Below are 15,088 nucleotides of genomic sequence, written 5' to 3'. Positions count from 1 at the left end.
ATGGCTAATTTTAAATATAAGGTTAAACCAGAGGAGGTTAAGGATTTGATTCCTTCGGGGCGATACTGTTATGCTTCCGATAAGATAACTGTTGATGGCGAGCTTGTGGGCTATATGCATCGTGAAACTCCCGAGGAGGCTGAAGATAGCGGTTGGCGGTTTTATTCGGGTACAGAGGATGAGGAGTACGTAGAGAACCCTTATCACTTTATGATGTTCGATTTGAACTACATAGCCAACTGCGACCCGGCTATTATCCCTTACCTGAAATCAAAAACCGGGTTGGAGTTGGAGCGAGTAGAAGGAACCGATGAATTTAGGCCTGTTCAGGATTAAGCGCCTGTAGCCAGCATGCTTTTAACCATGTCGGCAATAGCTTTGCCTTCGGCCTTACCCGCAAGGGTTTTGGTAGCAACTCCCATAACCTTTCCCATATCGGAAGGCGATTTTGCACCAACCTGGGCTATTATCTTTTTTACTTCTTCTTTGAGTTCCTCTTCGCTTAACATTTTAGGCAGGTACTCTTCTATTACTGAGGCCTCGGCCAACTCATTATCGGCCAACTCTGGCCGACCCGCCTGCATATACTGTTCGGCTGAATCTTTCCTTTGCTTATATTGTTTCTGAAGGATTTTCATTTCAACATCTGGTGTGAGCTGGTCCTTGTGTTCTCCTTCGGTCTTTGCAAGAAGAATTGCACTTTTTATCGCTCTTAGAACTCCAAGGCGTACCTTATCCTTTGCCAGCATGGCTGCCTTGATATCCTGGTTAATTCTCTCTTCTAACGTCATTTTATTAGGTGTTTGTTGCTTATTTCACAAAATTAGTCAACTTTTATAAGTTGAGTATTCTAATGATTGTAAAAAAAACGGAGGGAATACCTCCCTCCGTCGGCATATTTATGATGCGTCTTTTACATCATATCCATTCCGCCCATTCCTGGATTAGCCATAGGTGCAGGTTTATCTTCTTTCTTCTCAGTGATTACACATTCGGTAGTTAGAACTAAACCTGCTATTGAAGCGGCATTCTCTAGGGCTACACGGGTAACCTTGGTTGGGTCAATAACTCCGCTTTGGAATAGGTTCTCAAACTTATCGGCTTGAGCGTTGTATCCAAAGTCACCTTTACCTTCTTTAACCTTCTGAACGATAACAGAACCTTCAAGGCCAGCATTAGTTACAATTTGACGTAAAGGTTCTTCGATGGCGCGTTTAACAATTTGGATACCAGTGGTTTCGTCTTCGTTTTGGCCCTTTAGGTCTTCGAGAGCCTCAATAGCACGGATATAAGCAACACCACCACCAGGAACGATACCTTCTTCTACAGCAGCACGGGTAGCGCTTAGAGCATCGTCAACACGGTCTTTTTTCTCCTTCATTTCGGTTTCGGTGGCAGCACCAACATATAGTACAGCAACACCACCAGCTAGTTTAGCTAAACGCTCTTGTAACTTTTCACGATCGTAATCGGATGTTGTGTTCTCAATTTGGGTGCGGATTTGAGCAACACGCTTGTCGATAGCATCTTTCTTACCACCACCGTTTACAATGGTAGTATTCTCCTTGTCGATGGTTACTTTTTCAGCGCTACCTAGCATATCCATCTTAGCACCGTCGAGGCGTAAGCCTTTCTCTTCGCTAATTACCACACCACCGGTTAGAATAGCGATATCCTCAAGCATCTCCTTACGACGGTCGCCAAAGCCAGGAGCTTTTACTGCAGCAATCTTAAGCGAACCGCGAAGCTTGTTAACTACAAGTGTTGCAAGAGCTTCGCCTTCTACATCCTCGGCAATGATAAGGAGTGAACGACCATTTTGAGCTACAGGCTCAAGAATGGGTAGGAGATCCTTCATGGTTGAGATCTTACGATCGGTAATTAGGATGAGAGGATTCTCCAATACTGCCTCCATCTTGTCGGGGTCGGTGATGAAGTATGGTGAGATGTAACCACGGTCGAATTGCATACCTTCAACAACCTCAACGGTTGTTTCAATACCTTTAGCTTCCTCAACGGTGATAACACCTTCTTTCTTCACCTTCTTCATTGCCTCAGCAATGAGTTTACCAATCTCATTATCGTTGTTAGCAGAGATGGTAGCAACCTGCTCAATCTTTAGGTAATCGTCGCCAACCGATACCGATTGCTTTTTTAGGTGTTCAACTACCTTAGCAACAGCTTTGTCGATACCGCGCTTTAGATCCATTGGATTAGCGCCAGCAGTAACGTTCTTCAAACCAACGTTAACAATTGCTTGTGCTAAAACGGTTGCAGTAGTTGTACCGTCACCAGCATTATCGGCGGTTTTAGAGGCAACCTCCTTAACCATTTGAGCACCTACATTCTCTAGTGGATCGGGTAGCTCTATCTCTTTAGCAACAGAAACACCATCCTTGGTTACTTGTTGCGATCCAAATTTCTTCTCAATAACAACATTGCGACCTTTAGGACCAAGGGTTACTTTAACAGCATTTGCTAGTTGGTCAACTCCTCTTTTGAGCTTGTCGCGAGCTTCAATGTCGAAGGTTAATACTTTTGATGACATAGTTTATTGTTTTTTAATTGTTTACACTTTGACGATTAGATAACAGCCAAGATGTCGGATTGTTTCATGATAAGGTAATCCTTACCGTCGATGGTAATTTCAGTACCGGCATACTTGCCATAGAGCACAACATCGCCTTCTTTTACTTCCATGGTGATGTCCTTGGTACCAGGACCAACAGCAATGATAGTTCCTTTTTGTGGTTTTTCCTTGGCGGTGTCAGGAATGTAGATTCCGCTTGAAGTCTTCTCTTCGGCCTCCATGGGCTCTACCAGCACTCTATCGGCCAGTGGTTTCACCTTTACGTTCGACATAGCTTTTTATAATTTTTAGGTTAAAACTTTTTTTCTGAATTTTTACGTTAGGTATTTATCATAACCTGTGCCAAAACTTAAAACTGACTTTTTTGCAGGTTAAAACTGACATGCGCCTGTCAGGATTCCAGCATTTGTGGCAGGAATGGCAGCGGTGGGGCTTTTTTCTGTCATTCCCGTTGTCTTTGCATACGTTTTAAATTATGGTCAAGTCATATCAATGTTTTTTTTATTGGAATTGACAATTAGGTAGTTAGATGTTATAACTGGGATCCCACAATATGACATTGCTATGATGGTAAAAACGGTTACACGCTGGTGTATAAGTGCTTGGTATACCTAAAAAAAACTATTGCCGAAAGGGTTGGTTTTAGTTGCATATAATCCAATTCGGTTACATGTGAATATGCCCAGCCTAATTTAACCCCAGTGTAAACTTAAAAGGTCCGCAAAAACAAATTGCCGATTGATGATTTATAATTTTTTTCTTACATTTGATTTAAGAGATAAAACGCTATTTTATAGCGTGAATACATCCAATAATGGAAATAAAGCGAAATAGAGTAGCGTATATAAATGAGTTGAGTAGCAAACTGTAAAAGAGAGCCTACGCGTAAACAGCACAACTTGTCCCGATTCTTCGGGATTTGGTTTTTCCCGACACGAAAGCCAGCACATTAAAAAATAAAAGAGCTAATTTTTAGCCAACGCCAAGTTCAAAAATTATTCAAAATTGAAAAGTAAATTTGCAGTATGAAACTGTTACTAGTTGAAGATGAAATAGATTTAGCAAAAAGCATTCAAGATTATTTGAATAGTAACGACTTTGTGTGTGAATGGGCTGAAAACTTTTCGTCAGCAGTAGATAAAATTGCTATCTATAATTACGATTGCATTTTACTTGACCTAATGTTGCCTGATGGTGATGGATTTGACTTGTTGACGGAACTAAAAAAGCTGGATAAAACAGATGGAGTTATCATTATATCTGCCAAGGAAACTTTGGAAACCAGAATTGAAGGATTCAATCTGGGTGCTGATGATTACCTGATAAAACCATTTCATTTGTCAGAGTTGTTGGTAAGAATACAAGCCTTGATCAGACGAAAACAATTCCATGGAAATAATAAAATTATCTTTAACGAAATAGAAATTGACACACTCTCGAAAGTTGTAAAAGTCAATAATCGAGAAATTGAGCTAACCAAAAAGGAAATTGATTTATTGCTATTTCTTGTTGGAAATAAAAACAGAGTGTTATCAAAGGGTGCTATTGCAGAACACCTTTCGGGAGATATGGCAGACATGTTGGATAACCACGATTTTGTGTATGCTCATATTAAAAATCTTAAAAGGAAACTAATAAGCGCCGGAAGTAGAAATTACATCAAAACGGTATATGGCTTAGGTTACAAATGGCAAAATGAATAAAAAATTACTTGATAGAACACAAAGGATATACTTCTACATTTCAATCCTGCTTTTTGTAATTGCAGCACCACTATTTTCTTTCCTTGTCAATAGACTTTATTTGAGTGAAATTGATGAATCTCTATTGCTTACCAAGGCAGATTTTTTAAATAATTCGGTTTCGGAAATAAAGGTAAACGACATTCCAAGTTGGAATCGGTTTAATAACAACATTGAAATACAAAATTCGATCGGATTAAAATCTGATACGTTGTTTAATGCATCATATTTTAATCCAATTGAAAATGAGGATCAGCCATATCGAGTTTTAAAAGCCCCTGTTTGCATTGAGGGAAAGCCCTATACGCTTTTGGTTAAAACGAATTTATTGGAATCGCAAGATTTGATTTTTACCATTGCTCTCCTTTTTGCAATGATTCTTGTTCTGCTATTTTCAGGAATTTACTTCATAAATAAGATTATATCCACACGTTTATGGAAACCTTTTTACCAAACCTTGCAACAAATTGAAACTTTTGAAATAGATAAACACAGTAAACCTGATTTTATTAATTCTGATATTGAGGAATTCGACCGGCTGAATAAAAGTATTGAAAAATTGATTGAAAGAAACTTGATTATCTACAATAACCAGCGTGAATTTGTTGAAAATGCAGCCCACGAACTGCAAACACCTATTGCCATTTTTAAAGCAAAAATTGATACGCTTATTCAACGTACTGATGTAACCCAAGGGCAATGGGAAATACTTAATTCGGTCAGCGATACTATTTCAAGACTAAATAGGTTAAATAAAAATTTATTATTGCTCTCAAAAATTGATAAACATTATTTTAGTGAGCCCGAAACATTCTCAATGAAGGAACTAATTGAAAAGCAATTAGACTTTTTTATAGAACAGGCAAAACAAAAATCCATTGAAATTAAAACTGATTTTAAAACTGATTTTAATATAAGCTCCAATAAAGGCTTAACCGAAATAATGCTTAACAACTTATTGTTAAATTCCATCAGTCATAATGTACAATACGGAGCAATAATCATCAGGCTTGCCAAAAAAGAACTAATTATTACAAATACAGGAAAAGCCGAAGAATTGCCACCCGAAAAATTGTTTAATCGCTTTTCAAAATCAAATGAATCTGTGCAAGGCAATGGATTAGGTTTAGCGATAGTGAAGAAAATAGCAGATTTAAATAATTGGAGTATTGCTTATTCTTTTTCAGATAACAAACACACTTTCTCCGTACAATTCAAGTAATTCAAAATTTCTTCAATATTGAGTAATTCTTTTGCCTAAAATTCAAAAAAGGCAAAATGAGGATTTCCATAAACCTGTTAATTGTATTAACCTTTCTGCTCTCTATTTGCAAAGCTAAAGGACAAACATTAAATGCTTCAAATAACGATAGTATTAAATCGGTTTCGTTGCTCAAAAAAAGTATAGTTCCTGCTTCCCTGATAGGACTTGGTATAATCGTAAATAACAGCATTTTTGAGAAGAATTTTCAAACCAACTTGCGCAACAAAGTTGGCAACGACTTTCATTTTCCCATTGACGATTATCTTCAATATGCTCCTATTGTAGAAATGTACACCGCAGATTTTTGGGGTATAAAAGCCAGGAATCATTGGTTCGACCAAACTAAATATTTGTTAATTGCCAACCTGATTTCATCAACGATAACCCATAGTCTAAAAATAATTACACAAAAAGAACGCCCAAACGGCGGGTTTCACTCTTTTCCATCTGGGCACACAACATTAGCATTTACAAATGCTTGTGTTTTGTATAACGAGTTCCACGAAACTGCACCTGCTTTAGCTTATAGTGGTTATGCTTTTGCTGTAACGACAGGTTCGTTTCGAATGATTAATAATGCACACTGGATTTCCGATGTACTTATTGGTGCAGGTATCGGAATTATTTCAGCAGAATTGGTCTATCATTTTGAGCCGTTCAAAAACTTTAACCCTTTCACGAAAACGAAAAATATCACCTTCGTACCACAAATAGGAAGTGATAATTACGGTTTCTATTTTGCCTATAATTTTTAAAATTAATTCACTCCTTAAAATTCAAAATTCCTTCAAAATCAAATTACACCTTTACAGTGAAATTTATATTCACTTAATATTTAATACGATGAAAAACTTAATTCTTATTTCAATGATTCTGGCTGTTTTCAGTTTTTCAGCCTGCGGACAAAAAAAAGATGTTCCCGCAAAAATAAAAACTGCTTTTGAACAAAAATTCCCTACTGCCCAAAAAGTTAAATGGGACAAAGAAAACGAAACAGAGTGGGAAGCAGAATTTAAAATGAATGGCAAGGAATATTCTGCAAATTTTAGCTCTGATGGAAAATGGATGGAAACAGAATATGAAATAGAAAAATCAGAAATTCCCCAGGCAGTGAAGCAAACTTTAGATAATGAGTTTGCAGGTTACGACTTAGAAGAAGCTGAGATATCTGAAACAACAGATGGGAAAGTCTATGAATTTGCTTTAGAAAAAGGTGAAACAAAAATGGAGGTTGCCATTACGCCTGATGGAAAAGTGGTAAAAAAAGAAGTAAAAAAAGAAGACGAAGAAGATAATGACTAATAATAATTGTTAAAGTTAAAAGGGAGACTTAAAACAAGTCTCCTCTTTTTATTTCATTTGTGTATAAGTAATGAAAATAAACATCATAATATTAGCAGTAGCAAGTTGTTTTTGTACGGTAGCATTTTCTCAAAATAGTCTGCAAAACTATATTGAACTCGCAGAGCAAAACAGCCCTTTATTGCAAAAACAGGAAAATAATAAAAGAATAATTGATTTAGATTTAAAGCAATTCAACGCTATTTACAAAGCCCCAAATATAAATCTAAACAGCAATGCCATTTTTTTACCAATTATTTCTAAAGATGGTAATACCAATAAATTAGAATGGGTTTCTTCGGGTAGCTCTGAATATTTGGGATATGATTTAGGAGCAACTAATGGCGGTCAGTTTCAGGCAATAATTTCCATAAATCAACCCTTATTTACGCATAAGTATATTGCTGCACAGCAAAACAAAACAGATATTTTACAGGAACGAAATTTAAGTTTGACAGAATTAACGAAAGCTGAATTAAAACAAGTTGTAACGCATCAATATATACTCTGTGTCCAGTCTCAAAAGCAGAAAGAAAATATCCGAAATACCATTCAGGTTTTGGAGGAGCAAATACAACAAATGAAAGCGCTTGTAAATGCGGGAATTTATAAACTGATTGATTTAAAATTATTGGAAATTGAATTAGAAAATGATCAGATTGAAGAAGAACGTCTTAACGGCTCATACCTCGATAATTTTAATTCCCTTAAATTACTATGTGGCATCAATGATTCAACTTTAGTTCGATTGGACGAAGTAAATTTGGTTTTAAATTCTCCAACTCAAACATCTTCGTTATTTGCTTCTCAGTTCAAATTTGACAGTTTAACTCTGATAGTTGAACAAAAAATATTCAACCTTAAATATTTGCCACAAGTCGGAGTTTTTGGAGATGCCGGGCTAAATGCCACTTACCAGCCTGCTCTAAATCGTTTGGGATTTAGTGTTGGGGTATTTTTAAAATGGAATTTGTTTGACGGGCATCAACGAAAAACGAATGATGAAAAAACAATAATTCAGTTATCAAATATTGAAACAGACCGAAAATACTTTGAAAACCAAAACGATATAAGGAAAAAGAACATTCTAAGCCAAATAACCAATTTGGACAAGCAACTTCGTTTAATTGACAAGCAACTATCAGAATACAACAATCTTCTTGAATTGTATAAAATTGAAATTAATCAAGGTTTGATTTCTGTGTTGGAACTAAAAACACTCATTAGGGAAATCTCAATGAAACAGCAAATAAAAACAAATACGTTGATGGCTAAAGAAATTTTAATTAACTCCTACAATTATTGGAATCTTTAAAAATACTTAAATGAAGAAAATACTAAAATCCACCATCCTATTTGTTGCTTTGGTATTTCTGATTTCGTGCAATCAAAAAGAAACCACAAATGATACGTCTCCATGCCCTTCTGTTAGCACTATTCATCCTGTTCGTGGAAATATTCAAGAAAGTAAACAATTGAACGGGCAAGTTATTTATCTGAATAAAACCACTATTACAGCTCCCATTTCAGGTTATATTACTGAGGTAAATACAGGAGTTGGAAACTGGGTTGTAAAAGATGAACTTTTGTTTAAAATACAAACAAAAGAGAGCAAGGCCCTGCAAAATTCTGATGTGTCAGTGCCTAATCAGTTTGGTGTTATTCCGGTTTTTGCAAGCGTTTCGGGTTTTATAAATACCCTTAATGTAACCGATGCGAATGTTTTTATATCTGAAGGAAATGCGATGGCAACAATCGTAAAAAATACGGATTTAATCATTCAGGTAAATGCTCCCTTTGAATACGCCAGCATCCTTGATAATAGGCAAGATATTGTAATTGAATTGCCAAATAAAGAAGTGCTTCATGCTGTTTTCTATAAAGCAATTCCATTGGTTGACCCCATTTCACAAACACAACAGATTTACTTTAAACTAAAAAAACAAACCACACTGCCCGAAAACCTGAACGTACTGGTAACATTTTCTATCAATAAAAAAAGGGAAAGCCTATTATTGCCTAAAGATGCTGTATTGACAAATGAAACACAGGATAAATTTTGGATAATGAAAGTTACCTTAGATTCTTTAGCTATTAAAGTGCCTATTATAAAAGGAATTGAAACTGATGGCAAAATTGAAATATTAAACCCTTTACTAAATATATCAGATGAGATTATAGTTACAGGTGGATACGAACTTCCTGACAGTACTAAGATTAAAATGAACTAAGGATGAATAAATTATTTTTTAAATACAAGAGTCCTGTTGCCCTTATCTTATTGCTTATTTTAATAGGAGGTGCGTATACTTATAAAAATTTGGGTACATCCCTATTCCCGAACGTAACATTTCCGAAAATCAAAATTATTGCTGAAAACGGGCAACAACCCGTTGATAAAATGATGGTAACAGTTACCAAACCTTTAGAAAACACAATAAAACGGGTCGAAAACCTAAAGCTGATTCGTAGTACTACGAGTATGGGGAGTTGCGAGATCTCAGCATTTATGGATTGGGGCTCCGATATTGATATTGACAAGCAGCAAATAGAATCGAGAATAGCACAAATTAAAAACGATTTACCACCTAATGTAAATATAACTGTTGAAAAAATGAATCCCTCCATTTTGCCTATTATGGGGTATTCATTGCAATCCGACAACAAGAATCAAGTAGAACTAAAAATGATAGGCGAATATATTGTGAAGCCCTACTTATCAAGAATCGAAGGTGTTGCAGCGGTAGAGGTTATAGGTGGTAAAACAAAAGAATATCAAGTCCTATTAGACCAACAAAAGCTAAGCCTTCTAAAATTAAATCCTCAACAAATTATCAACGCCATTCAACAGTCTGATTTTATTAAATCTAATGGCTATGTAATTGACTACAGAAGGCTTTATTTAACGGTAACTGACGCTTCAATTAAAAACAAAAAAGCTTTGGAGAATTTAGTCGTTTTTAACGATTCAAAAAGAAAAATTACCATTCAGGATATTGCCACAGTTCAGATTGCTGAAAAAATTGAATTTATAAAAATTAAAGCTGACGGAAAAAATGTGCCGCTTATTGCCATTTTAAAACAACCTAAAAGCAATTTAATTGATGTAGCCAATCAGGTTACCCAACGAATTACAGAACTCAATAAAACACTCCCAAGTGGAGTTGAATTAAAGCAATATTACAATCAGGCAGATTTTGTGCGGAATAGTTTAAAAAGTATTATTGATGTGCTGTGGATTGGACTTTTACTTGCCATTATTGTGGTAATTATTTTCCTAAAATCCATTAAAGCCAGTAGTGTTTTATTTGTAACTATTCCTATTACTCTGAGTCTCACCTTTATTTTGATTAAAGCACTGGGATATGATTTAAACATTATGACAATTGGAGCTATTGCCGCAGCCATAGGATTAATAATTGATGATGCTGTGATTGTGATAGAGCAGATTCACAGGACACACGAAGAAAATCCGAAGGAAGCTCCGAATGAGTTAGTAGGAAAAGCTATTCAATTTTTATTCCCTGCCATGGTTAGTTCATCATTAAGCACAATCGTTATTTTTCTTCCTTTTGTATTAATGACAGGCGTAGCAGGTGCATATTTCAAGATATTGACCGAAACAATGATTATTACACTTACTGTTTCATTTTTTGTAACATGGATAGGTCTTCCGGTAATTTATTTATTGTTTTCCGGAAAGAAAAATAAGACGATAAAGGTACACACAGTACAAGAACGAAAATGGGTGCGTTTTTTTATTGAAAAGCCATTAATCAGCTATGTGTTTATTGGTCTTATTGGATTAAGCACTTATCTGATTCTTCCAAAATTAGAAACGGGTTTTTTACCACAAATGGACGAAGGTTCAATTGTCCTGGATTACAATAGTCCACCCGGAACTTCTCTGGAAGAAACTGACAGGATGCTGAATGCAGTGGATGAAATTTTAGATGGAATCCCTGAAGTAAAAACTTATTCACGCAGAACTGGTACACAAATGGGCTTTTTTATAACCGAGCCCAACAGAGGTGATTATTTAATTGAATTAAAAAACAATAGGAAGCTCACTACCGAACAAGTATCAGATATTATCAGAAAAAAGGTAGAATCGTCCGTACCTGCTTTAACCGTAGATTTTGGACAAGTAATTGGCGATATGTTGGGTGATTTAATGAGTAGTGTACAGCCAATTGAAATTAAAATATTTGGTACAAATCACGAAAAACTAAAAGAAATATCACGGCAAGTTGCATCAAAAGTGGAACAAATACAGGGCACAGCTGATGTTTTTGATGGGGTTGTAATTGCGGGTCCTATGTTTAGTATTCATCCAAAAGAATCCATCTTAAAACAGTTTGGCTTGTCAGACAGTGATTTGCAAAACCAAATCCAAACCTATTTACAAGGGACTATTTCAGGTTCTATTCTTGAAAAAGAACAATTGACAGATATCAATGTATTGTTTCCTGAAAATTACAAGACTCCTATTGAAGCCATTAAAGACTTGAAAATATGCACCTTGTCAGGTGATTACTTTCCATTGTCCACTTTTGCAGATTTTACAATATTAAATGGAGTAGCTGAAATTGAAAGGGAAAACCTCCAAACAATGGGTGTTGTTACTGCCCGACTTAATAACAGGGACTTAGGGAGCGTAATGAAAGATATTAAAAGTGAATTGTCGAAAATCGACCTTCCACCATCTTATCAGATTGAATATGGTGGTTCCTTTGCTGAACAGCAAAAATCATTCAATGAGCTTTTGATGATACTAATTCTTGGAGGTATGCTCATATTCACTGTGGTGCTTTTTATGTTTCGCAATTTGCTACTTTCGATAATTGTAATATTTACAAGTGTTTTAGGAATTTCAGGTAGCGTTTTGGCATTATACCTAACTCAAACACCATTAAATGTTGGCAGCTATACAGGAATAATTATGATTATTGGAATTCTTGGGGAAGCCTCCATTTTTACTATCTATTTGTTTTTGGACGATGCGAAAAAAATGTCTACTGATGTGGCGATTATTCATTCAATTTCGGCAAGATTACGTCCCAAATTAATGACCGCTATTAGTGCAATTGTTGCATTGACACCATTGGCATTAGGAATAGGAACCGGTGCGCAAATGCATCAACCTTTGGCTATAGCAGTTATTGGTGGCTTCATTTTCGGTTTGCCTTTATTACTAATCGTACTTCCGACACTCATATATAAGTTTGTAAAAATTACACCAAATATTAATAAAGAATGAGGAAGTATATTTTTGTGCTTTTGTGTATCTTGCCCTTGCTTTCATTAGCTCAATCAGTGGATACATCTCTACTTAAAACAACAAATAATTACTCAATCAGTGGTCTGTATCAAAATGGGTATGTATTTCCTACAAATGATTTTGTAAGAGGTGGCAATGCGGAGAAGGAATTAATAAATGCCTTTCAAACATTTTCAATCCGATTCTCACAGCAATCATATGGAAAAAACGCTTGGGAGCAAATTTATAATTATCCACATTGGGGTATAGGTTTATCTGTTTATGATTTCTACAACCCCGAAGAAATAGGAAATCCAATTGCTTTATATGGATTCTTTGATGCTCCTTTCAAAAGATGGGATAGGTTAAGTTTTAATTATGAAATTGGTTTCGGGGCAACGTTTAATTGGAAACGTTTTGACCCCGTAACTAACAGCAGCAATATTGCAATTGGTGCAGGAGAATCTTTCTATATAGATGCTGGTTTAAATTTACATTATGAATTAACTGAACATTTTGAGGTTGAAACAGGCTTTTCATTAACTCATTTTTCTAATGGTGCTCTAAAAAAACCTAATTTTGGATTAAATACTGTGGCTCCTAAAATCAGTATAAAATACAATTTTGACGAAAGACATGATTTTATTAAACACAAAATCTCAGAATTTCAGCCGGAAAAAGAATGGATTATTTCCACATTTATTGGTGGAACAAACGTAATATTTGATTCTGTAGCTGTTGATATCAAAGAAAAATATGAGGGGATAACCTTCCCTGTTGCAGGGATAACTACAACCTTAAACTGGCATATCTGGAGAAAGTCTAAATTTGGTATTGGAATGGCGTTTACATATAATGGTTCGGTGAATGCTCAGGTTGCTGTTGATAATAATGAGTTAGAGGTTAAGGATGGCTTGTTTACCGATAAAATACAAATTAGTATTTTTCCATCCTATGAGTTTGTTGTAAACCGTTTTTCCTTAATTTTACAACCAGCATTCTACACTTACCGCAAAAAATTAGTAAGTCAAACACCGGTATTTCATCAAAGAATCGGCCTAAAATATCACTTTACCGAAGACTTTCTTGTTGGGATAACACTGCGAGGTTATGATTTTCATGTTTCAGACTTTGTAGAATGGAATATTGGTTATAGTATTAAGTGGAAATAAAACCACCGTATAAGGCATACACATTTGCAATTTGCACAAGCCAACGCTCAGACCAGAAACTGCAAAAGAGTATGCATTGCCAGCCCTGATTGAAGAAAAAGTGCGACTGCACAATAAATATGACTCTGAGCGGTCGGCACGACCCAGCGATGAGTCGGTGTTGAACTACACCCGCCTGGCTCGAAGTTATGTACTTATCGGAGGTTTTTGATTTTTCAGGAAGTAAACAGATCGAGACCATTTGACTTATTGCAGGTTTTTATGCTTTTTTGCGTCTCTGGCACAAACAAGTTGGTGTTTATGCACTGCTTTTTTGCCCTTTTTATTGGCTTTTGGTCATACCTTTCCCTGTAGCGCCGAAAGCGCAAATCTGGTAGTTGATTATGATTGTGATAATTTTCTCAACGGGTTCCATGCCGGGGACCTTATCTTGGGTAGTTCCCTGACAACAACCATCCGTTAGGTTTTGCATAATTGGCAAAGGCGCGGGCTTATTCCTGTCAGCCTTACAAAATGCATAGTGTTGGTTTCAAGTAGTAGTTTTTTTCAAGTTAATTAGTTAAGTCAAACCTATAATTAACGACATGTAGCATTACCCCCATCTTCCATTAATAGCCCTACCACACCATTTACACTTGCCATCTTTTAGGTTAGTAATAGTGACGTTAAAGCCCTTACGTTCTATCACTGTCTTTCCGCAAGCCGGGCAAAGGGTGTCACCCGCACTTGGAAGGGCTGCATTGCCGATATAAACATGTTTTAGTCCGCACGATTGTGCAATTTCCCTTGCTTTTATTAGTGTTGATGTTGGCGTTTGAGGAAGCTGCGTTAGCTTATAGAGCGGGAAAAACCTGCTAAAGTGCAATGGGAACTCTGTGAACCCGTTGTTTGCAAGCCATTGGCACATCTTCCTTATCATAGCAAAATCATCGGTCCAGGTGGGGATAACTAGATTTGTTATTTCAATCCAAACGTTCATCTCGAGTAGGATGCGTAGTGTGTTAAGAACCGGTTCTAATGTTCCGGCGTTTAGTTTAAGGTAGATATCGTTGCTAAACGATTTTAGGTCGATATTGGCGGCATCAATTCTCTGGGCTAGCTTCCGAAGCGGTTCCTCATTTATGTAGCCATTTGATACTAGAACGTTACCAATTCCATGGGCATTGGCTATTCTGGCAGTTTCGTACATGTACTCATAAAAGGTGATGGGTTCCGAGTAGGTGTAAGCGATGCTCTTGCAGCCATTACGGATGGCTTGCTGAACAACCTGTTCTGGGAAAAGTTCGGCATTGCGTGTTTCCTTGGGGCTCGACTGCGAAATCTCCCAGTTCTGACAGTTCAAGCATCCAAAATTGCAACCAGCAGTTGCTATTGAGAATGACTTGCTTCCAGGTAGGTAATGGTAAAGCGGTTTCTTCTCAATTGGGTCGATATGAACAGCACAGGGATTACCATAGGCAATGCTATAGAGCTTACCATTATGGTTTAAGCGATTCCTACAGTCACCTGTTTCACCTGGACGGATATTGCACTCATTTGGGCAGAGGTTGCAACGCATGCCTCGTGCAGTAGGAGTGTAGAACATAGCCTCACGACTCCAACGCCATGGTTTGTCGTTGAAAGCAAAAGCTGGTATGCTAAAATATCGTAATGCCATTATGCCTCCTGCTGTAAAAAGGCTGCGTTTTAAAAATTCGCGCCGCGATATCTTTTTCATGG

Annotated in this window: 13 protein-coding genes; 9 read left to right on the top strand and 4 right to left on the bottom strand. The window is 36.6% G+C overall.

Going from position 1 to position 15,088, the window contains the following annotated elements; genetic code table 11:
- On the top strand, positions 1 to 336 hold the full coding sequence (locus tag FHG85_RS10620; RefSeq protein WP_173075700.1) for a DUF2185 domain-containing protein: 336 nt from the start codon (positions 1 to 3) through the stop codon (positions 334 to 336).
- Here FHG85_RS10620 and FHG85_RS10615 read toward each other — a convergent pair.
- From FHG85_RS10615 to FHG85_RS10605, 3 genes are all read right to left on the bottom strand, one after another.
- A complete protein-coding gene (locus tag FHG85_RS10615) occupies positions 333 to 791 on the bottom strand; it encodes a GatB/YqeY domain-containing protein (RefSeq protein ID WP_173075698.1) in 459 nt (152 codons plus the stop codon). The two genes, FHG85_RS10620 and FHG85_RS10615, sit on opposite strands and share 4 nt — an antisense overlap.
- A 122-nt stretch (positions 792 to 913) precedes the next feature.
- On the bottom strand, positions 914 to 2,548 hold the full coding sequence (gene groL / locus FHG85_RS10610; protein WP_173075696.1) for a chaperonin GroEL: 1,635 nt from the start codon (positions 2,546 to 2,548) through the stop codon (positions 914 to 916).
- Between the two features lie 35 nt (positions 2,549 to 2,583).
- Positions 2,584 to 2,862, bottom strand: a complete 279-nt coding sequence (locus FHG85_RS10605; protein WP_173075694.1) for a co-chaperone GroES — start codon at positions 2,860 to 2,862, stop codon at positions 2,584 to 2,586.
- A gap of 753 nt (positions 2,863 to 3,615) precedes the next feature.
- Between FHG85_RS10605 and FHG85_RS10600 the strand changes: the two genes are divergently transcribed.
- From FHG85_RS10600 to FHG85_RS10565, 8 genes are all read left to right on the top strand, one after another.
- Positions 3,616 to 4,293, top strand: a complete 678-nt coding sequence (locus tag FHG85_RS10600) for a response regulator transcription factor (protein WP_173075692.1) — start codon at positions 3,616 to 3,618, stop codon at positions 4,291 to 4,293.
- Positions 4,286 to 5,554, top strand: a complete 1,269-nt coding sequence (locus FHG85_RS10595; protein WP_173075690.1) for a sensor histidine kinase — start codon at positions 4,286 to 4,288, stop codon at positions 5,552 to 5,554. The genes FHG85_RS10600 and FHG85_RS10595 overlap by 8 nt, the downstream gene beginning before the upstream one ends.
- Positions 5,555 to 5,610: 56 nt before the next feature.
- Complete coding sequence (locus FHG85_RS10590; protein ID WP_173075688.1) at positions 5,611 to 6,351, top strand: phosphatase PAP2 family protein; 741 nt, start codon at positions 5,611 to 5,613, stop codon at positions 6,349 to 6,351.
- Between the two features lie 88 nt (positions 6,352 to 6,439).
- Positions 6,440 to 6,898, top strand: coding sequence for a PepSY-like domain-containing protein (locus FHG85_RS10585; protein WP_173075686.1), 459 nt, complete (start codon positions 6,440 to 6,442; stop codon positions 6,896 to 6,898).
- A 70-nt stretch (positions 6,899 to 6,968) separates the two neighbouring features.
- Complete coding sequence (locus FHG85_RS10580) at positions 6,969 to 8,252, top strand: TolC family protein (RefSeq protein WP_173075678.1); 1,284 nt, start codon at positions 6,969 to 6,971, stop codon at positions 8,250 to 8,252.
- Positions 8,253 to 8,262: 10 nt separating this feature from the next.
- Positions 8,263 to 9,168: an efflux RND transporter periplasmic adaptor subunit gene (locus FHG85_RS10575; protein WP_173075676.1), complete on the top strand. Its 906-nt coding sequence runs from the start codon at positions 8,263 to 8,265 to the stop codon at positions 9,166 to 9,168.
- Between the two features lie 2 nt (positions 9,169 to 9,170).
- Positions 9,171 to 12,197, top strand: a complete 3,027-nt coding sequence (locus FHG85_RS10570; RefSeq protein WP_173075673.1) for an efflux RND transporter permease subunit — start codon at positions 9,171 to 9,173, stop codon at positions 12,195 to 12,197.
- Positions 12,194 to 13,369 carry an acyloxyacyl hydrolase gene (locus FHG85_RS10565; RefSeq protein WP_173075671.1) on the top strand — a complete coding sequence of 392 codons (1,176 nt, stop codon included), beginning with the start codon at positions 12,194 to 12,196 and terminating at the stop codon, positions 13,367 to 13,369. The genes FHG85_RS10570 and FHG85_RS10565 overlap by 4 nt, the downstream gene beginning before the upstream one ends.
- Before the next feature lie 592 nt (positions 13,370 to 13,961).
- Here the strand turns inward: FHG85_RS10565 and amrS are convergent.
- On the bottom strand, positions 13,962 to 15,086 hold the full coding sequence (gene amrS / locus FHG85_RS10560) for an AmmeMemoRadiSam system radical SAM enzyme (protein WP_246249206.1): 1,125 nt from the start codon (positions 15,084 to 15,086) through the stop codon (positions 13,962 to 13,964).
- Between the last annotated feature and the right edge of the window lie 2 nt (positions 15,087 to 15,088).

Origin of the sequence: Tenuifilum thalassicum, from assembly GCF_013265555.1 — a bacterium.
Taxonomy (GTDB): domain Bacteria; phylum Bacteroidota; class Bacteroidia; order Bacteroidales; family Tenuifilaceae; genus Tenuifilum; species Tenuifilum thalassicum.
This window is presented reverse-complemented; position numbering and strand designations above follow the sequence as displayed.